Annotated in this window: 20 protein-coding genes; 14 read left to right on the top strand and 6 right to left on the bottom strand. The window is 34.9% G+C overall.

The window, feature by feature from the left end; genetic code table 11:
* Window positions 1-229: 229 nt before the first annotated feature.
* Together J2Y60_RS08085 and J2Y60_RS08080 are read left to right on the top strand one after the other, a co-directional pair.
* The gene (locus tag J2Y60_RS08085; protein WP_309915943.1) at window positions 230-757 is read left to right on the top strand and encodes an RNA polymerase sigma factor; all 528 of its coding nucleotides are present in this window, start codon (window positions 230-232) and stop codon (window positions 755-757) included.
* Between the two features lie 87 nt (window positions 758-844).
* Window positions 845-1,477 (top strand): redoxin domain-containing protein, encoded by a 633-nt coding sequence (locus tag J2Y60_RS08080; protein WP_309915938.1) that lies wholly within the window; start codon window positions 845-847, stop codon window positions 1,475-1,477.
* A gap of 112 nt (window positions 1,478-1,589) precedes the next feature.
* Here J2Y60_RS08080 and J2Y60_RS08075 read toward each other — a convergent pair whose 3' ends face one another.
* Window positions 1,590-3,284 carry a S41 family peptidase gene (locus J2Y60_RS08075; RefSeq protein WP_309915935.1) on the bottom strand — a complete coding sequence of 565 codons (1,695 nt, stop codon included), beginning with the start codon at window positions 3,282-3,284 and terminating at the stop codon, window positions 1,590-1,592.
* Window positions 3,285-3,588: 304 nt separating this feature from the next.
* On the opposite strand from J2Y60_RS08075, the gene ruvX reads away from it, so the two are divergent.
* From ruvX to J2Y60_RS08045, 6 genes are all read left to right on the top strand, one after another.
* A complete protein-coding gene (gene ruvX / locus J2Y60_RS08070; RefSeq protein WP_309915932.1) occupies window positions 3,589-4,005 on the top strand; it encodes a Holliday junction resolvase RuvX in 417 nt (138 codons plus the stop codon).
* Window positions 4,006-4,135: 130 nt separating this feature from the next.
* Window positions 4,136-4,888 (top strand): shikimate dehydrogenase, encoded by a 753-nt coding sequence (gene aroE, locus J2Y60_RS08065; RefSeq protein WP_309915929.1) that lies wholly within the window; start codon window positions 4,136-4,138, stop codon window positions 4,886-4,888.
* 201 nt (window positions 4,889-5,089) lie between these two features.
* On the top strand, window positions 5,090-6,664 hold the full coding sequence (locus tag J2Y60_RS08060) for a hypothetical protein (RefSeq protein ID WP_309915926.1): 1,575 nt from the start codon (window positions 5,090-5,092) through the stop codon (window positions 6,662-6,664).
* A gap of 133 nt (window positions 6,665-6,797) precedes the next feature.
* Window positions 6,798-7,046 (top strand): hypothetical protein, encoded by a 249-nt coding sequence (locus J2Y60_RS08055; protein ID WP_309915923.1) that lies wholly within the window; start codon window positions 6,798-6,800, stop codon window positions 7,044-7,046.
* A gap of 35 nt (window positions 7,047-7,081) precedes the next feature.
* Window positions 7,082-7,621: an NAD(P)H-dependent oxidoreductase gene (locus J2Y60_RS08050; RefSeq protein ID WP_309915920.1), complete on the top strand. Its 540-nt coding sequence runs from the start codon at window positions 7,082-7,084 to the stop codon at window positions 7,619-7,621.
* Between the two features lie 59 nt (window positions 7,622-7,680).
* Window positions 7,681-8,058 carry a nuclear transport factor 2 family protein gene (locus J2Y60_RS08045; RefSeq protein ID WP_309915917.1) on the top strand — a complete coding sequence of 126 codons (378 nt, stop codon included), beginning with the start codon at window positions 7,681-7,683 and terminating at the stop codon, window positions 8,056-8,058.
* A 428-nt stretch (window positions 8,059-8,486) separates the two neighbouring features.
* On the opposite strand, the gene J2Y60_RS08040 is transcribed toward J2Y60_RS08045, so the two are convergent.
* On the bottom strand, window positions 8,487-8,963 hold the full coding sequence (locus J2Y60_RS08040; RefSeq protein ID WP_309915914.1) for a hypothetical protein: 477 nt from the start codon (window positions 8,961-8,963) through the stop codon (window positions 8,487-8,489).
* A gap of 505 nt (window positions 8,964-9,468) precedes the next feature.
* Here J2Y60_RS08040 and J2Y60_RS08035 point away from each other — a divergent pair.
* The 6 genes from J2Y60_RS08035 (at window position 9,469) to J2Y60_RS08010 (ending at window position 15,209) form a co-directional block, all read left to right on the top strand.
* Window positions 9,469-10,368 carry a helix-turn-helix transcriptional regulator gene (locus J2Y60_RS08035; protein WP_309915910.1) on the top strand — a complete coding sequence of 300 codons (900 nt, stop codon included), beginning with the start codon at window positions 9,469-9,471 and terminating at the stop codon, window positions 10,366-10,368.
* Between the two features lie 128 nt (window positions 10,369-10,496).
* A complete protein-coding gene (locus J2Y60_RS08030) occupies window positions 10,497-11,516 on the top strand; it encodes an aldo/keto reductase (RefSeq protein WP_309915908.1) in 1,020 nt (339 codons plus the stop codon).
* Window positions 11,517-11,727: 211 nt separating this feature from the next.
* The gene (locus J2Y60_RS08025; protein ID WP_309915905.1) at window positions 11,728-12,558 is read left to right on the top strand and encodes a helix-turn-helix domain-containing protein; all 831 of its coding nucleotides are present in this window, start codon (window positions 11,728-11,730) and stop codon (window positions 12,556-12,558) included.
* Window positions 12,559-12,743: 185 nt separating this feature from the next.
* The gene (locus J2Y60_RS08020; RefSeq protein WP_309915902.1) at window positions 12,744-13,646 is read left to right on the top strand and encodes an alpha/beta hydrolase; all 903 of its coding nucleotides are present in this window, start codon (window positions 12,744-12,746) and stop codon (window positions 13,644-13,646) included.
* Between the two features lie 337 nt (window positions 13,647-13,983).
* On the top strand, window positions 13,984-14,226 hold the full coding sequence (locus J2Y60_RS08015; protein ID WP_309915899.1) for a hypothetical protein: 243 nt from the start codon (window positions 13,984-13,986) through the stop codon (window positions 14,224-14,226).
* A gap of 485 nt (window positions 14,227-14,711) precedes the next feature.
* On the top strand, window positions 14,712-15,209 hold the full coding sequence (locus tag J2Y60_RS08010) for a hypothetical protein (protein ID WP_309915896.1): 498 nt from the start codon (window positions 14,712-14,714) through the stop codon (window positions 15,207-15,209).
* Between the two features lie 280 nt (window positions 15,210-15,489).
* On the opposite strand, the gene J2Y60_RS08005 is transcribed toward J2Y60_RS08010, so the two are convergent.
* The 4 genes from J2Y60_RS08005 to J2Y60_RS07990 all read right to left on the bottom strand — a co-directional run bounded on the left by J2Y60_RS08005 (window position 15,490) and on the right by J2Y60_RS07990 (window position 22,579).
* Complete coding sequence (locus J2Y60_RS08005; protein ID WP_309915893.1) at window positions 15,490-16,260, bottom strand: DUF1444 family protein; 771 nt, start codon at window positions 16,258-16,260, stop codon at window positions 15,490-15,492.
* Between the two features lie 722 nt (window positions 16,261-16,982).
* Window positions 16,983-19,373: a TIM-barrel domain-containing protein gene (locus J2Y60_RS08000; protein ID WP_309915888.1), complete on the bottom strand. Its 2,391-nt coding sequence runs from the start codon at window positions 19,371-19,373 to the stop codon at window positions 16,983-16,985.
* Window positions 19,374-19,413: 40 nt separating this feature from the next.
* Window positions 19,414-20,808, bottom strand: a complete 1,395-nt coding sequence (locus J2Y60_RS07995) for a glycoside hydrolase family 5 protein (RefSeq protein WP_309915885.1) — start codon at window positions 20,806-20,808, stop codon at window positions 19,414-19,416.
* Window positions 20,809-20,815: 7 nt separating this feature from the next.
* A complete protein-coding gene (locus tag J2Y60_RS07990) occupies window positions 20,816-22,579 on the bottom strand; it encodes a glycoside hydrolase family 9 protein (protein WP_309915882.1) in 1,764 nt (587 codons plus the stop codon).
* Window positions 22,580-22,606: the final 27 nt, after the last annotated feature.

Below are 22,606 nucleotides of genomic sequence, written 5' to 3'. Positions count from 1 at the left end.
AACCTCCTGTTTTTTGTGTTTGTCGTAATTCACAAAATAAACAAGGAGGTTTTTATTTGGCAAGCCATCCACAAAATTCGGGATGACTCATGTTTTATGATTTTTAAATTCTATATGACTTATATTTAGTTCAATTATAATATTTTTCTAACTAAACAGGTGATATTTTATATGTTTTGGAATAAATAAGCAAATGCTATTGTTGATAACCTAAATACCGTTTGCGAAAGTGGAAGATCAAGACATCCTTTTAAGAATTAGAAAAGAAGAAAATGCAGCTTTCCAGTTGCTATACAAATTCTATTTCCCAACGATTCAAAAATATATTCTGCAAAATTCAGGTACGATAGCTGATGCAGAAGATATTTTTCAAGAATCATTAATCACATTGATTCATAAATCACGTGACCCAGCTTTTGTGCTGTCTGCTTCGCTAAAAACCTATCTATTTGCCATTGCTAAAAACCTATGGCTAAAAAAACTACGTGATAAAAAAGAAGCTTCTCACGAAAATATGGACGCTTTCGATACTATCGATGAATCATTTATTGATAATGAAGAGCCATCATTAGCTGAAAAAATTACTGAATTAATGCACGTTCTTTCGGCAGGATGTGTAAAGGTGTTACATCAATTTTACTGGTTGAATCAACCCATAGAGGCTATTATGATGATGTCGGGATATAAAAACAAACATAGCGTAAGTACACTAAAAAATAAATGTTTGACTACTATCCGAAAATTGGTAAATAAATAATTATTGAAAAAAATGTTCTTGCCTTGGTGATATTTGGTAGTTCATGGGAATAAAGTATTGTAACATCAAACAATAACAAATTCTAACATGAATATTCTTGCTAAAAAATGGGGACTGAAAATAGTTATTTTTTCAGTATTATTAATCAGTACTTATTTTATTGCGGAGACCAATATTAACAAGCCCATGAAATTACAATCTAATCAAATTGCTCCAAATTTTTCAGCCATCGATATTAAAGGCAATGAAATAAGTTCGGCTACCTTGAAAGGAAAGAAAGTAGCCCTAATTTTTGAACGCTTTGTTGGCTGTCCTATCTGTAATTTACACGTTCATCAGCTTATGAAAGTGCATGAACAACTCCAAAAGAAAGGAATTATTTTGGTAGTGGTTTATGAATCTTCTAAAGAGAATTTGCTTCAATTTGCTACTGTTGAAGAAATCCCGTTTGTGTTATTACCCGACCCAGATGGAGTGTTGTATAAAACTTTTGAGTTAGAAACTTCTTTAGGAAAAGTAATGAATGGCATTTTGTTTAAAGGCGCTTTTGCAAAAGTGAAAGCAGGAGAAAAACTGTACAAAGGAAAATATAAAAATGATGGAAAGATGTCGCGTTTAGAAGCTGACTTTTTGATTAATGAAAAAGGAATTATCAACAAGGCATATTATGCTAAGTTTGTTGGTGACCATTTACCGATTGAAGAGGTAATTGGTTTTTAGATAATTTCATTCTGAATACATTTTGATAACAATCATAAACAGCGGTCGCTCTGACTTTTTCTCTATGAGAAGAAAGCTAGAACGACCACCGTTTATAAAAAAGTCATTTTGTTTACTGTTTCCCTGAATGTGTCAACGTTTCAACTATCTCACCATGTGCAAGCTTATCGGCTTTATCAAAATTTTGTAGGGCCTTCTGAATCGTTTCGTCAAAAGATGTTATCACTTGATAGTATTCATTATTCAAGTTTTTACCCGCCTTTCTTTGCCAAACGCTTCTAGCGACCAAAGCCTTTATTTGTCCTTTGATATAATTGTTCGAACGGTCATAATCTTTAGCCGACTGTTTAACTTTTGCTTGGGTTGCCAATCTTTGTAAATCCGCCATCATAGCATCTGTTACAACAAACTGCTTATTAAACTCTTTAAAATTAAGTTTTTCCAGTGTTTTTAAATTCTTGTTTGCATAATTCAACGCATATTCACGAATAACATTCTTACTGAATAGTTCCGTTAAATACTTAGAATAATAACTTGTATCGCGAGCAACAAACACATCGGGCGTAATACCGCCACCACCATACACAGTACGCCCAGCAACAGTTTTATACTTTAATTTCTCATTGAATTTAATACTATCTGAACTAAAGAATTCTCCGCTTTTCATCCGTGTTTCATAATCCTTTTCATAGTCTTCTTCCTTCCCTAGCGAATATGGTTTCTGGATACTTCTACCACTTGGCGTGTAGTATCTTGAAATAGTCAATCGTAACTCAGAGCCATCATGCAAGGTAATTGGCATTTGTACCAATCCTTTTCCAAACGAGCGTCTGCCTACAATCAAGGCACGGTCATTATCCTGTAAAGCACCTGCTACAATTTCAGCGGCAGAAGCACTGTTTTCATCAACCAATACAATTACGGCTCCTTTTTCAAAAATACCTTCCTGACGAGTGAATGTCTGTGAATCAAACTTAGAACCTTTGCCTTTGGTATATACAATCAGGCGTTCGTCTGATAGCAGTTCATCAACCATTTTCTCTGCACGGTCTTTGTACCCCCCCGGATTTCCACGTAAATCAAGCACCAAACGTTTTAGTCCTTGCGATTTTAAAGAAGATAATACTTGATGGAATTCATCATATGTAGATTCAGAGAAACGATCTACCTTAATATATCCCGTCTGATTATCCATCATAAAACCAGCGTTGATAGAATACGAAGGAATCCTATCGCGTGTAACGGTGAACTGTCTGATTTTGCTTTCTCCGCTTCTCACTATTTCAAGTTCCACTTCACTTCCACGCGGGCCTCTCAGCTTACTGAATATTAGGCTTGAATTTACTTTCTGTCCGATTAATGAAACGCCATCTGCTTTAATCAAGCGGTCACCACTTTTTATGCCCACAGCATCAGAAGGGCCACCAACCATGGCATTTACCACATAAACGGTATCATTAAACACATTGAATTCTATACCGATACCATCAAAGCCAGATTCTAACTGCGAACGAGCTGCAGCTACATCTTCCGTAGAAAAATAAGAGGTATGCGGGTCTAGTTTCTCTAACATTTTTTTGATAGAGAACTCCACCAGAGAGTCTGTACTAACAGAATCTACATAATTATTTTCAACTAGTGAAAGTACCTCACGATATTTCGCTACTCCCTTAGCTACATTATTCATGCGTGACTGACCACTAAAAAAGTTAGCACCAATAAGCATTCCTGCTACCAAAGTAAAAGCAATTATGATGGGCAATCTGATAATCATCGGCTGATTATTCACGGGCTTATTTTCCTTCATCTTCAAACTGAATATTATTTTAACAACAAAATACCAATAAATTTTCAAAAAGCATATAATGTTCTATAATTTTCGAAGAGGTTTAGGAATTTTAATAACGTAGAATTCGTCAAGAAAATATTTGCCCAATAAAATGATGTAACTTTGGGGACTTTAAAATAACGTAACCTCACCCCCTGCCCCTCTCCTTCAGAGAGGGGAGTGAAGTTCTTAGTATTTCCCTTCTCTTTCTGACGATGGAAATATATTCGACAATCTCCCCTCTCTAAAGGAGAGGGGTTGGGGGTGAGGTTCACCAACCATCATGGGAAGAATATTAGCCATAGATTATGGAACTAAAAGAGTAGGTTTGGCTGTAACAGACCCTTTAAAAATTATTGCCTCTGCTTTAGATACTGTCCATAGCAAAGATGTTTTGAACTTCCTGAAAGTATATATGGAAAAAGAAAGCGTAGAAGCTTTTGTAGTAGGAATGCCTGTGAATCTTGACGGACAAGCCACTAATAATACCTCACAAGTAAAAGGTTTTATTACTACGCTGAAAAAAGCATTCCCCGAAATGCCCATTCATTTGCATGACGAGCGTTTTACGTCATCAATGGCTATGAGTGCCATGATTGCAAGTGGTTATTCAAAAAAAGACCGTCGCGAGAAAGGGAACATTGATAAAATTTCTGCTACCATTATTTTACAGTCTTACATGGAGAGTAAGGGGATGTAAGTTATTTAGTGATTAAAATCAATAATTTTTCATTATGCTATTTGACTCATTACTTAAAAATAATTAAAAATAACAATTTTCAACAAAGCTTATAGCCTACGGCTTATTGCTTAAAGCCAAAACAATCAACATGAATCTTTACGGACTTATAGGTTATCCACTCGGACATTCTTTTTCTAAAGGCTATTTTACTGAAAAATTCCAACAATTAGGCATTGCCGAAACCCATACTTACGAAAAATTTGAATTAGAAAACATTCAAGATTTACCTGCTTTGTTACAAAGCAATCGCCCAGCGTTAAAAGGTCTGAACGTGACTATTCCGCATAAACAAAACGTAATTCCTTTTTTAGATGCTATCGACGAAGCGGCCTTGAAAATTGGTGCAGTAAATACCATCAAAATTTTACCCGACGGCACAACCAAGGGGTATAATACAGATTATTGGGGTTTCCGTTGGACGCTAGAAAAATGGGAAGATTTTCAAGCCATCAAACCACAAAAAGCATTAGTATTAGGCAAGGGTGGAGCAGCCAAAGCCATTATTCAAGCCTTGGAAGATTTAGGATTAACCACCCAATATGTATCAAGAACGAAGGAAGAAGATACTATTACGTATGAGGAATTGACAGAAGAAGTAATGAACGAGCATCTTTTTATCGTCAATACTACTCCTTTAGGGATGTTTCCAAAAGTAGAAAACTTTCCAGCTATCCCTTATGAATTATTAACTGACAAACATTTATTATACGATATTGTCTATAATCCATTAGAAACTACTTTCTTAAAAAAAGGATTAGCGCATGGCGCCAAAGGCGTGCATTTTGGATTAGAAATGCTTCATGGACAAGCGGAAAAAGCTTGGGAGATTTGGGGACAATAGCGCTATTTATTGATATTTTGTTACTCTTAGCCATCTATTTTTAGGTGGTTTTTTATTGATATATGACCGTATGATAAAATATGGAAAAGATATTGATGATGGATTTTGATTGTTTGGCAGGAATTGGGATATTGGGAAATGTTTGAAAATCACGTTTGAACCAATCAAATTCCTATATTTTAATCTTAATAATAAATCATTATGAACAAAAAATTACTACTCTTATTTTTCACCATCGCATTATTTTTCAATCTTCGCTCTACCATTTTTGCACAAGTATTTGAAGAATATACAGTTGATGCTCTTTCCCAAACAGCCCCTTTAAAACCCAAATTGAAAGATTTTAAAACTTTTGATGTAAGGCTCATTAAATACACTGCCTTAAATGCTCCGATAGAAATAAAAAATCTCCCCGACAGTGACTTCTCAACGCTTTTGTCGTCTGTCTCATTCAATCCATTAAAACAAGTAACTGATGGGGGTGATTTACACGTGGTCGTATTACTACAAGCGTATAGTGATATGAAACTTGGTGCATATACTGGATTCTATATTACCCTCTACGACAAGTTTATGAACGTACAGGGAACATTTCAAAAGAATTGGAGTTATCTAGAACCCAAAGCTTCCAAAAAACTAACGGACGATTCTGCTTATAAAGTAAAATTTAAAGCAAACCTTGAAAGTGCGCTCGAAGACTTTTTAGCGACAATGTACAAAGCAGGCGTAGAAGGTCATGAAAAATATGTTCGTGTTACATTGGCTCAGTTTAGCAAAGCTAAAAATTGGCCAGATTTAAAAGACTTCAACGTAATTATCGAAGAAACTAACAAAACGCTTAGAAAACAAGGAACTAATGCTTGGTTAAAGGAAATCACTAAAGATGACATTAAATATTGGGGGGAGTTTGTCAATGAAAAAGATGATACAGACCAAAATGATATAAAAAGAGCTGCTTTGCACAATTTGTGTGTTTACTATACGCTAAACCATGATGAAAAAATGGCAAGAGATTATTTAGAAAAATATAAAAAAGTAGATATTGAGTTAAAATTTAATGGCGTAAAATTTAGGTATTCAGACAGAATAGAGGAAGTACTTATCAATGAAATATTCCCTAAAAAAGAAACAGAACCTTTACTAACTCAAGAGATACCACTTGACGCAATCTTGGAAAAACACCAATTCATTACTGTTGAAGGCACTGCCATTCCTTATGAAGGTGATAAGTTTTTTAAAGAACCTTTTAAAGGAACCATCAAAATTGTAAAGCCAGAACCTTATTTCAATATAACCAACAGCGGAGCAGTCTCTACGCTAGGTGGAAAAGATGTAGGAGTTCCTATTAAACTTTTTAATGGTAAAGAATTGGTTAAACAACTTTATGCTTCTAATATTCAGAAGATAACGAGCAATGATGATTCAAAAGAGTTTGTTGTTCGTAAATTTAGATTGCTGACGTTTACCTACTTTACCCTCTTAGAGCGTACCTATAAAGGCCCTAAAGTTGCATTATACGAACAATTATTTGTTGAAGATTCGCCTGTTTCACAGAAAAGCTCTAACCCAGAACGTCAAAATATAGCCCCAGAAGTTTATTTTTGGTTGGCTAAAACAGGCGATACAGAAGGAGTACAAACAACTTTTATTAACGTAAAAAAGAGAGTTTTTGAATATTTTAGCGATTGCCCATCAATCAAGGAAAAGTACAGCGAAGTCAGTTACAATAATTTAAATATGAAAAATATCGTAGCAGATTACGATAAATGTAAATAATCAGAGGTTCTTATTAATGAAAGCACCGTTGATTAGTGTCATCATTTTGTAATTGAATTAAATTTTACTGAAGAATAAAAAGCCTAACAAGACAGATAGGCAAGCATTAATGAATAAACAAGTTTATGTCTTTATGGGAAAGCAAGCGATGTTTCCTACTGGGATATTTTTTAGTAAAGAAAAAGCTGAATCATTAATAAGTAAATATTCTTTAACTGGCGTTCTTAGTGTATACCCTATTGATATTATTTTATATGATTGGGCTATAGAGAACAATTTCTTTGAAGCAAAAAAAGACTACCAGAAAAGTCCAATATTTATTGAACAATTTAGTTGTGCATCAATAGAGCATTATCATTATGAAAAAGGAGAACTTTGCTAAGTTGATTTCAATCTTAAAAGAACAAATTATCTAACATGAAAATAATTGCATTTGCAGGAAGTAATAGCTCTACTTCTATCAATAAAAAACTAGTAACCCACATTGCATCCTATTTTGAGGGCCATACCATTGAGATTCTGGACCTCAATGATTATGAAATGCCTTTATTTAGTGTGGATAGGTTAGCAAAAGATGGTATTCCTCAATTGACATTAGATTTCGCTGAAAAAATAGCCTCTAGTGATTTTTTATTGATTTCATTAGCAGAAAACAATGGTGCTTATACAACGGCTTTCAAAAACGTTTTCGATTGGCTTTCTATGATTCCTGAGCGTCCTGTGTTTGGCAATAAACCTATGTTTTTATTATCAACTTCTCCCGGAGCAAGAGGAGGAGCAAGCGTAATGGAAATAGCCAAAAATAGAATGCCTCATAGTGGTGGTAAAGTGATTGAGACGTTTTCTTTACCAAGTTTCTATAAGAGCTTTGTGGAAGGCAAAGGAATTACAAATAGTGAATACGCTACGGAATTAGTTACCAAAATTGAGAAAATAAAGGAAGTATTGGCTATATAAAGCTATTAGCATAAATTTCCTATCTATCGAATCCAATCAATTCAGCAATAGATAATTGTATGACTCATAAAGAAAAAATAATTAATAACTACATAGAAGGATACAATCAGTTTGATACTGATAAAATGGTGTTAGACTTTGACGATAATATTGTGTTTGAGAATATTTCTAATGGAGAAGTCAACATGACTTTGTCAGGAATTAATGCATTTAAAGAACAAGCTGAACAGGCAAAAGTTTACTTCTCTGCAAGAACTCAAACAATAGCATCATTTGAGCATAAAAGTGATGAAGTTGAAGTCGAGATAGATTATTATGCCATATTAGCAATGGATTTCCCTAATGGATTAAAAAAAGGCGACGAATTGAAGCTGAAAGGAAAGTCTATTTTCAAGTTTTTGGATGATAAAATTGTTAAGCTTACTGATATCAGTTAATGAGGGTAAATTCAGTACTAAACATGAGCTATCTTGATTTATACATGGGGATTATAGTTACGTTAGGAACATTATATCGGTAGAAGTATCTAGTTAGCTCCTCCCAGTCTCATCGGAGCAAAATATTTCACCCCGATGGGGCTGGGAGGATAGTTTTGTTTCATTTTTACAGCAAATGTGGCTACCGATATATCACCTCTACGAGGCTATTTTCTTAAACTTTCCTTATTTTAAGAGAAAATTCAGTATAAGGCCTTAAAGATGATGTATTGTAATAACAGAGATTTTATAAACCACAAGTCAAATTGCTCAATTCTTCTCTAAAACGGGTGGAGTTGGGTTCCTTATTACTTATTTTTCAAGGCTAAAGACGGGGAACAGCTGGAGAACACAGTGGAATACCGAAATACTATGTCGAGCTGAGGGTTTTACAGATTTCTAATAATTTTTTTGATCCGTTTTGAGTTTTTATTTTTGTCAAAATATATTTCAATGTTTCCCTCTAAAGCTACTTCCCAACCATCAGTTTCATGTTTATATTGAATTTTATGAAGTCCCATTCTAACTAATTTTGATTTAGAATTATAATAATTTAGTCCAATTACTAATTGTGGTTTTAAAAATAACGTAGTATCATTATCTAAATAGTTAAAATTTACAATCAAAAATTTAAACCTTGACCTCTCAATACAATCTTTACATAAACCAATAGTATTTTCAAAATAAATGGTATCACTTTTTAGATAAGAATGAAATTTAGAAATTCCCGTTTCAAATGCAATACTAACTAACTGACAATCTACTCTCTCTTTACCAATTTGAGAACTTACTGGAATAGTATTCAAAATTATTATTTGGATAATTAGGAAGGAATCAAGCAAATAAATAAGCAGTATATTTCTCATGATTATGGCTTTATGGAGTTGAAATTGAAACCCATCGCTTGGCGTAGTGTTTTTCACTACGTCAGGGTGTACTGCAATGTTGCATTACAAAAATGCAACACATTTTATAATTTTTCAAGCTGCCCCCATTACTCTGCCTCAAAGATACTGTATTGTAATAACAATGGTTTTATAAACCACAAGTCAAATTACTCAATTCTTCTCTAAAACGGTTGGGCGGTGGGTTCCCCTCTTTTTGGTATTTTATGGGGATGCCTAGCCCAACAAGATGGGCAAAAACAACACACCAACATAATAGTTGAATTTTCACCACCAGTACAAATCAATTTAGTATCCCAAATTAGCTAAGTAACTAACAACAACAGATTTGATTAAATTTTAGGGTTTTTGATGTTGTATGTTTTTATTGAGGATGGGAAAGCCTTCTTCTTTATCTGAGAATTAAAAAATATGCGTTGTCTATCAAATCATAATTTAGTATGTTTGATTTTTATAATTATGCAAGATGGAACAAATTCATACTTTAGAAGATTTATATAAAAATCGTTTAAACTTTGTACCCGAAAACCTTAAAAATGACATCGGACATTTTAATGTTTTTCGGATTGAGGATTTTATCGGAAATTCGCAAAAACCAATTCCGTATAGTCGAAAGGATTATTATAAAATTTCATTGGTGATTGGCAAAAACTATTATCATTATGCTGATAAAATAGTGGAAGTACAACAGGCAGGCATTTCTTTTGCCAACCCCATGATTCCCTACAAATTAGAAAGAATCGGTGAAAAGCAGTCGGGATACTTTTGTGTATTTACTGAATCTTTTCTTCAACAAATTCCCAATATCAAAGAGTATCCCATTTTCAAAGTTGGCTCTTTTCCTATTTATGAATTGGAAACTGAAAATATCGCAGGATACAGCCATATTTTCGAGCAAATGCTTACTGAAATCAACCTTGAGTACGTCTATAAGTACGATTTACTCCGTACTTTGGTACATCAACTCATTCACAAAGCCATGCGTTTGAAACCCAACCAAACGGTGGTTTCTTCGCAAAATCATTCGGCAAACAATCGTATCACCTCTCTTTTTATTGAATTATTGGAACGCCAATTCCCTATTGAATCGCCATTTCAAACGATGAAATTGCGAAATCCGATAGATTTTGCTACGCATCTTTCCGTACATATCAACCACTTAAACAGAGCTTTAAAAAGTGTTACGGGCAAAACTACTTCTCAATTAATTGCTGAACGAATTTTACAAGAATCAAAAACTTTATTGAAACATACCGATTGGAACATTGCTGAAATCGGTTTTTGCTTGGGTTTTGAAGACCCTTCTCATTTTACTTCATTTTTTCGACGTGCTTCACAAATCACGCCCAAATTGTTTCGTAATTGACAGACAAACATCCAATTGTTTGATTTTTTATACTTCCTGTTTCTTATGGGCTACTTATAAATAAGTATTTGTAAGGAATTTTGCAACAGATAAACATATTCATAAACATTCAAAAATAATCAACGACAATGAAGTATAATTATGTAGGCGAAACAGGTTTATTAGTCTCGGAGCTTTGTTTGGGAACAATGACTTTCGGCGGACAGAATGCTGGAATGTGGGAAAATATTGGCAAACTACAACAGCAAGAAGTAAACGAATTGATTAAAGTAGCAGTAGAGGCAGGCATCAATTTTATTGATACCGCCAATATCTATTCTTTTGGACAATCTGAACAATTGTTGGGACAGGCTTTGAAAGATTTGAATATTCAGCGTGACCGAGTGGTGATTGCCACAAAAGTATTAGCCAAAATGGACGAATACCCTAACAGCACTGGGCTATCAAGATACCACATTTTCAATTCGGTCGAAGCAAGTTTGAAGCGTTTGCAAATGGATTATATTGATGTATTATACGTACATGGCGTTGATCCAAAAACTTCTATCGAGCAAATTGTACGTACCCTCAACGACATTGTAAACACTGGGAAGGTACGTTACATTGCCATTTGCAATTGGCCAGCTTGGATGGTCGCTGAGGCTCAAACCTTTGCTAAATACAATGGTTTTCATCAATTCATCGGCTTGCAATATTATTACTCTGCCGTAAGCCGTGATATTGAGCATGAACTTGTACCGATGGCTGCACATCATAAGTTGTCGATATTCCCGTGGAGTCCATTGGCAGGTGGATTTTTGAGTGGTAAATATACTCGGGAACAAGCAGAAGCTGGTTCGAGAAGAGTAAATTTTGATTTTCCTCCTATCGACAAAGAAAAAGGTTATGATTTGGTAGAAGTGCTAAGTAGCATTGCCAACGCTCATCATGCTACAGTAGCACAAGTAGCTTTGGCGTGGGTCAGACAGCAAAGTGGCGTAACAAGTACAATTATCGGAGCAAAAACTGTTGCTCAGTTGAATGATAATCTTCGCTCTATCGAGATTCAATTAACGCCTGAAGACTTAGCCAAAATCAATGAAGTAAGCCCATTACCATTACAATATCCGGGGTGGATGGTGAACAGACAAAGTACTTATAGAAGTTAAGGATAAGCTTCTTGGAAGGTTGAATTATGTACTTAGTTTGACCTTCCAAGAATGCCTGACATACAGATGTAGTGAAAACACTACGCCAAGCGATGGTACACCTATTTCCCCCTTTTTTTTGTAAAGCATTGGAGGCTAGAGAGTCCTTTAGTTTTTAAAATCTTATATGTTTTTATATTTTTTATACCTTTATGGCTGATATGTATTCAGTATGATTAAGCAATTTAACTATAAACAATTTGGTAGCATCGACTTGGCTGTATATGACAACACTGCCAAGTCAATGAACACCATAGAAGACCACATAAAAATCATCTTTATACCTCAAAAATATGGGATTAAAGTTGACTTTCAAGAATTTAGTCTGCCGCATGATGCCTTACTATTTGTAAATCCCCAAGTAGTAATACAGCCATTGAATATAGACTTAGTAGGCGCTGAATTAATTCATTTTAACAGAGATTTTTACTGCATAGAAATCCACGACCAAGAAGTAGCTTGCGATGGTATTTTGTACAATAATGTTTTTGAAGTTCCATTTATTGAATTAGATGAAAACCAATCGAAGGATATTCAGAAAATTATCACTGACGTAAAATTTGAAATGCAATCGCAAGATGCCAGTACTGAAGAAATGCTTAGGATTTTATTAAAACTAATTATTTTAAAATCGACGAGAATTTGGAAGCAACAACATCAATTAGCTGAAAATGAACAATATTTGGATGTTCAGTTTTTGAGGAAATTCAGTAAATTGGTCGAGCAGCATTACAAAACACATCACACTGTGGCTGATTATGCTGATATGCTATCTATCACTCCAAAAAGTCTAAGCAAAAAAATAGGTTTACTCAGTAAAGATACTCCCAACGATATCATCAAAAATCGGATAATCTTAGAAAGTAAACGTCTGTTGGCTCATACTTCTCTATCAGTTAAAGAAATTGCTTATAGTTTAAATTATGAAGACGATGCCTATTTCGTCCGATTTTTTACTAAAAATACGGGGACCTCTCCAACATCCTTTCGAAAGCAATTCTGACTTTTTGAATCAATTATTCAATAAGCATGACCACAAAGTCATGCTTATTTTATTGCTATATTTTCATTTTCTATGATTAGGGCAAAAAGTGCAATTCAAGGCGAAGTCCGTCCATTGATGGGCTTCGCTATTTGGATGAACTTTGCATCATCAAAATAATCATAAACAATTTAATTATTAACAAAATGAAAAAGTCAATTTTAGCAATCGCAATTTTAGTTTCTCTTTTTACTGACAGCCTAATGGCACAAAACAAAAGAGTTGCAGCTTCGGCAGGCCGAGCGGAATACATAGAAGTAGAAAAAAATGTACGCCTTCATGTAACTGACCTTGGAAATGGCCAACCTATCGTCTTAGTTCACGGTTGGCCATTAAGCGATGCCATGTATGAGTATCAATACCAATATTTGGTTCAGAAAGGATTTAGAGTTATTGGTATTACATTACGAGGTTTTGGTAAATCGGACAAACCATTTGGAACGTATAATTATGATGTGTATGCTGATGATATTAAAGTTGTTTTAGACCAACTGGGTATCAAAAATGCAACTTTGGGAGGTTTCTCAATGGGAGGTGCAATATCATTACATTATGTTGCTCGACACAACGCCGCTCATGTGAGTAAACTTGCCTTATTTGGAGCTGCCGCCCCTGTTTGGACAAAAAGAGCCGACTTTGCCGTTGGATTTACTAAAGACCAAGTAAATGAACTCATTGATTTGAGCCGTACCAACAGACCTCAATTATTAGAGAATTTTGGTAAAATATTTGCCGCTTCAGAAACATCCGTATCGGCTGGAATAGGAAATTGGTTAGGTGGCATCAATCTGGAAGCATCTCCTTATGCAACAACACAAAGTCTAATAGCTTTGAGAGACACTGACTTACGTCCAGAATTGAGTAAAATAACGATACCAGTAGCGATTTTCCACGGAGTGAAAGATAAAATCTGTGACTTTGCTTTGGCTACTGAAATGCAAAAAGGTCTTAAGAATTCGACTATCATTCGATTTGAAAATAGTGGACACGGCTTATTTGTTGAAGAAATGGAAAAGTTCAACACTGAATTAGAGAAATTTGCGAAATAATAAAGAGGCTGTTTTTACTCAATTGAGGTTTAGAACGAACGTTTTAAACCTCAATTTTTGATTGACCTTGCTTGGTGTAAAATCATTTTCAACTAATAACGTTTATCATAAAACACTGACATTCAAATATTTATGAGTTTCGTACAATAATGAAATTCCAGATAGCGCTAACAAAAAAAACTATGAAAACAAAAAAATTTTTAACGATTTTTTTTTTATCGCAACACTCTTATCAGGTTGCAAGAAAGACGACTTAAACATTGAAGACGGAACATATAAAGGAACGTTTTCTGTAACTTACAGCTCGGGAATAAAAACTGGACAAACAACCTTAGTATTGACGAATGGTAAATTTTCTTGTTCGGGTAATTCCAATAGAATACCTGCTGGGGGGTCAGGTACCTTTTCTTCAGACAACAACAAAATAACATTTAATGATGAAAATGCTTGGACGGCCGAATTTGATTGGGGGTTAATACTTCAGGGGACGTATAACTATACATTTGATGGGAAAAAACTACAAATGTCCACAGACAGAAATGGTATTGGGAACTATAATTATCACCTCGAAAAACAATAATTAATTCCCTCGCTTGGCGTAGTGTTTTTCCCTACGTCAGTGTGTCAGGACTTCTTAGAATGCAACGAGTAGTGGTATATGAGTACACAACTTGGGAATAATTATAAGATGCGTTACTTTTTTGCAATATAACATTGTAGAACACACTGACGTAGTGAAAAACACTACGCCAAGCGAGGGAATTTCATTTATCAAATTGTTTAATTTAACTGATAGAAGCCGTATTATTAATGCAAGTAAAAAATCCGAAGGATTTAAATATTTATAGAAAAAGAAGACGTTTTAGCAACAATTGTTTGACTCCTAAGGAGTGATATTCTCCACTTTATCATTAGCTATAAATATTGAATCCTTACAGGATTTGGGAGGGTAAGTTTATTTGTATTCTTTTTTGCAGTCTGAGACTTTATTTTTTGTTCCAAGTTGTTAAAATTGGAACAGCGAGGAAATAGTTTATTCTTTAAACCAATAAAATATCGTAAATAATGAAAAAACACTTCATACTGCTCATTTTTCTGGTAGGTTGTAAAGTGTCTGACAATATCGCTTTTAATCAAAAAGTGTCTAAAAGAATATTAATATCTCAAAGTCAAAATAAGAATTTTGCAAATAGTGCATATTGGGGGCGGAAAGAATTTATAAGTAAATTTCAAAAAATGATTATAGCGAAATCCGATACTCTATTTTTAATTGAAAGAATTGGAGAGCCTGATTTAGAAGTTTGGAGTAATTTATGGACTTCAAAAAGAGATGTAGTTTATGAGTATAGAAGAGGATCTGAAATCTTTAAAGATACGGTTCTAAATTATAAATTATGGAATAACCGTTATAAAACCAATATAGAACGGTTCGATACCACCACAATAGACAAACATAAAATTTTGGGAGGCTATCGAACTTTTATTACCCAAGTGATACGAGGGAAAGAAGTCAATACCTTTTACTTTTATGATTCATATTCTTCACTAAATATTAATAAATAAAAATAAAAGAGCCTCCCCTGCTGGTTCAAGTGTTAAACGAAGTGTCAATTGTACCTAAAATAGATTCAGTTTTTACACCCACTTGGTGTAGTGCTTTCACTGCGTCAGCGTATTAGGCATTGTTAGAAGGCGACGCCTAGTCTGCAACGGCTAGTGGTATATGACAACTTGGCAATAATTATAAAATGCTCTCCATTTTGCAATGTAACATTGCTGTATACACTGACGTAGTGAAAAACACTACGCCAAGCGAGGGTTTAGTTATTGCACGTAATATTTATTAATACTTCTCAAATTTGCTTCCTGTCCATTTGTATAGTTTATCGGAAACTTGATAATTCCCCGTCTTATATGAGTCTGCTACAATTTCTTTAATTTTGGCAATCCCTGTTTTATTTTTGCTTCCTGTAACCATTAGCATGTCTCTATTAGGAATTGCAATGATAAAATCTCCATCAACGGGAAAGCTTTCCTTTGTCCATATAGAAGATAATAGAATTAAACTTGCTTCGTAATCACCACCAGCAGTTATCATAAATAAGCCATAATCACCTTGCCGTTGGATTTTTGTAATTCTTTTGTCAAAATTTTTTAAAGCAATAGACTTTAATGTGTCCCTTGAGATTGAAAGAGTCTTGAAATCGTCTTCTGTCAAAAACTTAATGCTGTTTTTAGAATCTTCAGCATAAACAATTATTAATTGGTCGTTATACTTTTCGGTAATCACTGGGAATGATTTTCCGTCTTTGCTTAAAGAATTTATTTCGTCTAAAAACTCAACAGATTTTATTACTGGAACTACATTGCCAACATTAACTAACTTTTGGTCTATATACAATTCGGTTGTCGAAGCAACATACCTACTAATAATGTCATTAATAGAATCTGGTTCCGCTTTGTAAGCTATAAAGGCATTGTCAATATAGTGCTTGTAATCTGAGTCTCCTTTTTTCGATGTGATAGTCAAGTCAGGGTTTAACTCGAATTTTACAGACGGATACTTTTTGCTTAAAGAGTCTAAATACACCTGAGCAAACTCTTTCTCTGTCATTATTGAGTTTTTAGAGTTACAACTAACAATGAAAAGGCCTAATAGAAGTGTTAAAATTGAACGCATAGTCATTTTAATATTACGGGTAACGGTTTGTGGCAATACAAACTGACGTAGTGAAAAACACAACACCAAGTGATGGATTTGTCTAATTACTCATTTATATTTTTGCAAGTAACAAGTAGTTGAAACGCCATTTTTATTTATCACGAACAATTTATTATTCTTAATTTTATATTTATCAACATTTACTAAATCCGAATTTTTAATTTTTGGTGAGAGAGGATCTCTCTTAATTAAAAATATATCTGATTTTAGTATGAGGGTGTCATTGGAAAGTTTCCATTTTCCCTTAATAATTTCATCATTGTAAGCAAATTGATATTGGAACTCTCCATTTACATTTAATATCAACTTTAGCGATGTTTGATTATATAAGTCACAAGAACTTCTAAAACTCCCATGTAGTTTTTTTTGAACACTACAATTTAGTGTAAAAATGATTATGGAAACATAAAATACTATTTTCACGATTATCTTTTTATATAATAAGTTGTACTACCAACACTTGCTTGGCGTAGTATTACTACACCAAGCAAGTGAGAAAGTCAATTTTCAAGTTTTCAGATAATAAAATTGTTAAACATACTGATATTAGTCAATTTACATAAATTCATTAATGAAAAGAGGTCGTAGCATTCATTTACTACGACCTCTTTTCATTATTTTATAAACTTTACTTTCCCAGCAAAAGGGTCTGTATCCAATGCAAATGCTTTCCCTTTTTTGCTCATTGAAATGTCATGTAAAACATTATCAGATGGTAAACATATTTTACCCTTTACCTTACTAGTACTTACTGAAAAAGGTACTAATTCTAACTGAGACCAGTCTAAATCATTGGTTGATTGTGCCAATTTGATGTGTGGTAATATTGCACCGTCACGCACCAACATTACTACTGACAATTCGCCTCCGTCAATCTTATGCCACCCACCAGCATACACTTTTTTGGTTTGATAATCTATCCAATTTCCTTTGGGTAAATATACTTCTCTGCTTCTAGCATCTTGTTCAAAGAGCGGAGCAACCAGAATATCTGAGCCAAACATATATTCATTTTCAATTTGCCAAGAACCGGCATCTTCTGGAAACTCTACAAACAAAGCACGCATCATTGGTAAACCGTTTTCAGAAGCGTGTTTAGACTGTGCATAAATATATGGCAATAGCTTATACTTCATTTCGATTACCTTTCGGAAATCATTCATGAAATCTACGCCATAATCCCACGGTTCTTTAGGTGGCTGTCCATGACAACGTGTATGAGACGACAAAGCCCCAAATGGCAACCAACGTCGATATAAATCTTGCTGAGTTCTTTGCGTAAAACCACCTATATCGTGGCTCCAGAATGAAAAGCCAGAAACGCCTAGCGATAAACCTCCACGTAATTCGGCTTCCATACCCATATTGGTAGATTCCGCATCGCCACCCCAATGTAAAGGATAACGTTGCGAGCCTGCCCATGTGCTTCTAGCCCAAATGATATTTTCTCCGTTGATTTCCTTGGTCAGTTCAGACACAATTTTGTTATAACGCAATGGGTACAGATTATGCTCATAAAACCCTGTGCGACCATTGGCATAAATTCCTTTATACGGAGCAGCCTCACCAAAATCTACCTTGATGGCAGCGACACCCATTTTTAATAAATTACCAATTTTTTCACGATACCATTGAATGGTATTAACATTAGTAAAATCTAAGACAGCATCTTCGTAAGGGATATTACCTTTATCATTTTTGACAAATAAGCCTTTATCTACAATTTCTTGAAAGAGGTCATTTTTAGGAACGAAGTATGGCAATTGCCACAGACAAGTACGGAAACCTTGCTCCTTTAAATCCGAAATCATTTTAACAGGGTCTTTAAAACGATTTTTAGAGAATTGATAGTCACAACGCCAATCTGTTTCAAACCATCCTGTATCAAAATGAAGTACATCTGTAGGAATTTTGTTGGCTCTTAGTTTAATCGCCACATTACGTCCGTCTTCTTCGGAAAAATAGGTAATACGACTCATCCATAACCCAAAAGACCAAAGTGGAGGCATAGAAGCCTTCCCTGTTACGTTCGTGTATTCATCCAGAATATCTTTGGGTTCACCAAGAAAAACGAATAAATCTAATGATTCATCCCCAATCATTAATGCATTGGCAGCACCGTAGGTAGCGCCAAAATCGCAAGTAATAGGCGTAGAAGTATGCATAAACATACCGTAGCCTCTTGAACTCATAAAAAACGGAATAGGCTTATACATTCCAGCCGTTTCGATACCATTAGGGTCTGAGGTATACAAATTTACTTTCTGACCGTACTTGTTCAATTTGGTGAATGATTCGCCACAACCAAAGATTTTTTCATCGGGCGATAGGGTAAATACGGGTGCAATACTGCGTGAATAGTCTGCCGCACGACGCACAAAACAGAATGGCATCGAGGCAGTATAGGAAGTTTTATTATCTGCAAATCCACGGGTTTTGGTTAATAATTTACCTGTCTTATCTCTGAATTCTATTCCCCAAGGATTTTCGGTAATCGTCACTGTTCCGAACGCACTTTTGTATTGATGTCCCCCTACAATTTTGGTGTATTGCCAAGAATTGTCGCGAGTAGGTTCTTTTACTAACATCAAAGATGGTTCGTCTTTCCTAGTAATAGTACCCGTATTAGCTCTGATTCTTACTGATTTGGGCGAAATAAATTCTATTGAAAAAGGTAAAACAGGGTTCTCTGCATACTCTGGCCCTGGGAACTCATTTCCCGGCACTTTATGCAAAGCCGACTGTGTATAATTAAACGCATGGGCAGGAAAATACTGATTTCGTTTCCATTTAATACTACCCGAACCTGTAGCAGGATTAAAACTTGCCAAACTATCTGCAACGAAATAAGTATTGGTAAAATCTTTAAAATCTTTGCTAAGGTCAACAGGCTCGTTGAGCATTGTTTGTACATTTTGAGCAACAGTGTATTGACTTTGGAAAAGTCCTAAAGATAATGCGAGCAAAACACCTCGTTTGACATGCGAATAAATATTGATGTTCATATAGAATAAAATGATTAATGGTTAACAATGTATCAACTTGCTATGGCTTTTCTACTTTTTTATACCCTATAATTCTATTTTTAGCATCAAAAAACTTTAAAATATAAGTACCTGATTGCTGTTTGTTTACTGTCAGTTTTTTCTTACTTAATTTTTTCTTTGCAATAGATTTTCCTTGAAGATTTATTAATTGTACGGAATAAACGGTATTACCTGTACTTTCTATCGTAAAAACATCTTGGCGAGCATTGGAAAGAATATCTACATCTGTTAATTCAGGCGTTTTACTCAACCCTAACGTTTTTAGGACATAATTTCCAATATCACTCTTTATACAGGGCGATAGTGCTGTAGTTCCTTTTTGAAACATATTGAATCCTCCATTCCACTCCCACCAAGCAGATGGAATATCTAAGGCAGTCAACGCATCGTAAACAGCATTGGCATGTCTGCAACGACTATCGGCATCTGCAAAATTGCTATAAGAGCCAAACTCTCCTAAGAAGATAGGGACATTTTTCTGAACAGACCAATCTTTTGCCTTGGCAAGTGCATTGTAAATTGCTTCTGGAGTCCCATATCTTGAATAATGAGTAACGTTATACTCTACCCAAGTTCCTTTTGCTGAGGGAGGTACTACTAGCGTTGAATTGTCTGTTGGGCTTGGGAAAGGAATATTTCTTAAATCTTTTACTTCTGGACTCGTCCATGTTGCCCCTTGGTGGGTAAAAATAAAAGGGTCGTAATAATGAAAAGTATAAATAATATTGGGATCATCGAAAGGTTCAGATTTTAATAAACCTTCTCTACTATTCCAGTCATGAAAGCCTACAACAAGGGTATGGCGAGGGGCAATGGCTCTGACTGCACTGATTAATTGGTTGGCCTCTGCTCGCCATTCCTCTGCGGTGATGTCGTGGGGTTCATTTTGTAATTCAAAAAACACTTTCTCAGGGTCTGTATTTTTATACCTTTCTGCGACGCTCTTCCACAAAAATAATTTTCTAGCGATGGTATTTGCTTCAGGTATCGAACCGTTGTACTCAGGATGATGCAAATCAATCACTACTTTTAAACCATTATTCATACACCATTTAATGAGAGAATCTGTCGCTGTTAGTCCAAGCGGATAATCCCATTGATAAGGTGCTTGTATCGAAGCAAAGGCACTAAAACAAACGGGCATTCTGATAGTTTTGAAGCCTTCTTTAGCAATATCAGCAATCATGCTTTTACGTTTCATTACCTCTGACATCTTTAAGAAATCACCATAATGATTAGCCTTTGTCCCTAACCAATAATTTTCTAAATAAGAAAGGTTCATTCCGATGCCCAATGTGGCTGCTCTTTTCGAAGCAATTGTTTGCGAGAAAAGGGTATTATTCAATACTAAGCTCATACTGAATAATACAAAATATACAATGTTTTTTTTCATGTTAATATCATTTTATAGACATGCTCATTTTTGATTGTAGGGCTTCAATAGCCGCGGATAAATAGGCCATCGGAGCATTCCAATTAATCGCGATTTCGTTAGTCGAATATGAACAATCTGCATCTAAATAAGATTCATCAGCTACTTTAGTCGTATAACCAACACATTTATCCTGTTGTCCAGGATTTGCTCCTCCAGACAAAAAACCTGGTAAAGGTTCAACGATACCATCGGCCATTGCCAAGCGATGATGCGGATGCATAGGCGTTTTTGAACCAAAGGCTGTCATAAACGAATACCCAGTTCCATTTCTACCAAGCAGATAATCTAAGTTACTTAAAGCTAAATCTAAGAATTTTTTATTTTTTGTTAATTTAAATGCTTGAATCATGGCTATTCCTTGATTGGCAGCTCCACCAGAGCTTCCCCACATAAAATCTCTGGCAGTTCTTCCCATTACTGTTTGGAAAGAACGCTTTTCAACACCTTTTGCCAACGTATCTATAAAGGTCAGGAGTCTGTTTTTCAAAACAGGGAAATCGTCTTTTGCTTTTCCTGTTAATTGATATTGAAATCTTGCGAAGGTATAATACCCCAATAGACGCACTTGATTCCAAGAAGGTATATTCATTTTTGTGTTAAGCTGATTCCCAATAGTGTTGTAATAGCTATCATCTTTGGTAGTGATGTATAATTCTGTGGCTGCCCAGAAAAATTCATCCGAGGAATCATTGTCACCATAAGCACCCGTTGTTATTTTAGGTAAAAACTGTTCATTCAATTTATTTTGATCGTACTTCACGTTTGGATTTTTAATCGCCCAATTCCAAGCACGAGTAGAAGCTAGCAAACAAGAATCAGCCAAAGCGGGAAACTCTTTTGGAAATTGCTTAAAAACCCTAGCTGCTTGTGCCATTACCGCAGCAAAATCGAGGGTAGCAGTAGTACTTTTTTGTACAGCATATCGCGTTTTAGTTGCCTCCTTAGGCATAATGATAGGGTCAAAAACAGCATTGGTTAATTTATGATAAACGCCTCCATCAGTATCTTGCATGGTTAACATCCAACGTAAATTCCACAGCGCTTCATCTAATATATCGGGAATAGCGTTATTACTTTCTGGAATATTCAGGTTTTGTTGTTGAAAATACGCTGGGAAATCTTCATACAACGAAAAAAGCGTTCCCATCGTAATACCTGAATTTACGATGTACTTATTATAGTCGCCTGCATCGTACCATCCTTTAGGCGATGAAATGACAGTGCCTTCTGGTCTTTCGGGGCTTACAGCCGAAGCATGAATTAATATTTTGGTATCTGGATGTGCAAATGGTCTTGCCCATTTCCCAGCATATTTTGAAGAAAGTTCGATAGAGGCTCTTTGATAATAAAAGGCTTTTAAGGATGCCTTAGCGAGGTTTTGATGGATATTAGCACGCACTTCAAATGGATAAGAAACCCCTAATGAGGGTACTTCTATTACATATTTACCTACGCTTTGTAAGCTTGAAAAATCTGCTATTTGGGTAGTTTTTTCAGAAAATTCTGATTTGCGAGAGGTACTTAATGTACCTACTAAAACCGTTTTAGTTAAATCGCTCGTTTTAACGAAAAAAGTGGTTGCTTTAGCATTGACAACAACGGCTATTTTAGGCGCATTTGGATAAAAACCAATTTGATTCAGGCGAATATTTTCTGATACTTTTTGCCCAAAATTTGGGTGAAAAATAAAAGAAACCACACATAACATTATATACTTAAGGCTATTCATTGGATAATTTTTGTTTATAAATTTTAA

The organism is Arcicella sp. BE140 (genome assembly GCF_031456255.1).
In the GTDB taxonomy this organism is placed as follows: domain Bacteria; phylum Bacteroidota; class Bacteroidia; order Cytophagales; family Spirosomataceae; genus Arcicella; species Arcicella aquatica.
Note: the sequence above shows the minus strand (reverse complement) of the source record. Positions and strands in the feature narration are given on the sequence as shown.

Coding starts and splice junctions, on each gene's coding strand:
- J2Y60_RS08080 (WP_309915938.1), top strand. CDS start 845: ATGAATATTCTTGCTAAAAAATGGGGACTGAAAATAGTTATTTTTTCA.
- J2Y60_RS08075 (WP_309915935.1), bottom strand. CDS start 3,284: ATGAAGGAAAATAAGCCCGTGAATAATCAGCCGATGATTATCAGATTG.
- ruvX (WP_309915932.1), top strand. CDS start 3,589: ATGGGAAGAATATTAGCCATAGATTATGGAACTAAAAGAGTAGGTTTG.
- aroE (WP_309915929.1), top strand. CDS start 4,136: ATGAATCTTTACGGACTTATAGGTTATCCACTCGGACATTCTTTTTCT.
- J2Y60_RS08060 (WP_309915926.1), top strand. CDS start 5,090: ATGAACAAAAAATTACTACTCTTATTTTTCACCATCGCATTATTTTTC.
- J2Y60_RS08055 (WP_309915923.1), top strand. CDS start 6,798: ATGGGAAAGCAAGCGATGTTTCCTACTGGGATATTTTTTAGTAAAGAA.
- J2Y60_RS08050 (WP_309915920.1), top strand. CDS start 7,082: ATGAAAATAATTGCATTTGCAGGAAGTAATAGCTCTACTTCTATCAAT.
- J2Y60_RS08045 (WP_309915917.1), top strand. CDS start 7,681: ATGACTCATAAAGAAAAAATAATTAATAACTACATAGAAGGATACAAT.
- J2Y60_RS08040 (WP_309915914.1), bottom strand. CDS start 8,963: ATGAGAAATATACTGCTTATTTATTTGCTTGATTCCTTCCTAATTATC.
- J2Y60_RS08035 (WP_309915910.1), top strand. CDS start 9,469: ATGGAACAAATTCATACTTTAGAAGATTTATATAAAAATCGTTTAAAC.
- J2Y60_RS08030 (WP_309915908.1), top strand. CDS start 10,497: ATGAAGTATAATTATGTAGGCGAAACAGGTTTATTAGTCTCGGAGCTT.
- J2Y60_RS08025 (WP_309915905.1), top strand. CDS start 11,728: ATGATTAAGCAATTTAACTATAAACAATTTGGTAGCATCGACTTGGCT.
- J2Y60_RS08020 (WP_309915902.1), top strand. CDS start 12,744: ATGAAAAAGTCAATTTTAGCAATCGCAATTTTAGTTTCTCTTTTTACT.
- J2Y60_RS08010 (WP_309915896.1), top strand. CDS start 14,712: ATGAAAAAACACTTCATACTGCTCATTTTTCTGGTAGGTTGTAAAGTG.
- J2Y60_RS08005 (WP_309915893.1), bottom strand. CDS start 16,260: ATGACAGAGAAAGAGTTTGCTCAGGTGTATTTAGACTCTTTAAGCAAA.
- J2Y60_RS08000 (WP_309915888.1), bottom strand. CDS start 19,373: ATGAACATCAATATTTATTCGCATGTCAAACGAGGTGTTTTGCTCGCA.
- J2Y60_RS07995 (WP_309915885.1), bottom strand. CDS start 20,808: ATGAAAAAAAACATTGTATATTTTGTATTATTCAGTATGAGCTTAGTA.
- J2Y60_RS07990 (WP_309915882.1), bottom strand. CDS start 22,579: ATGAATAGCCTTAAGTATATAATGTTATGTGTGGTTTCTTTTATTTTT.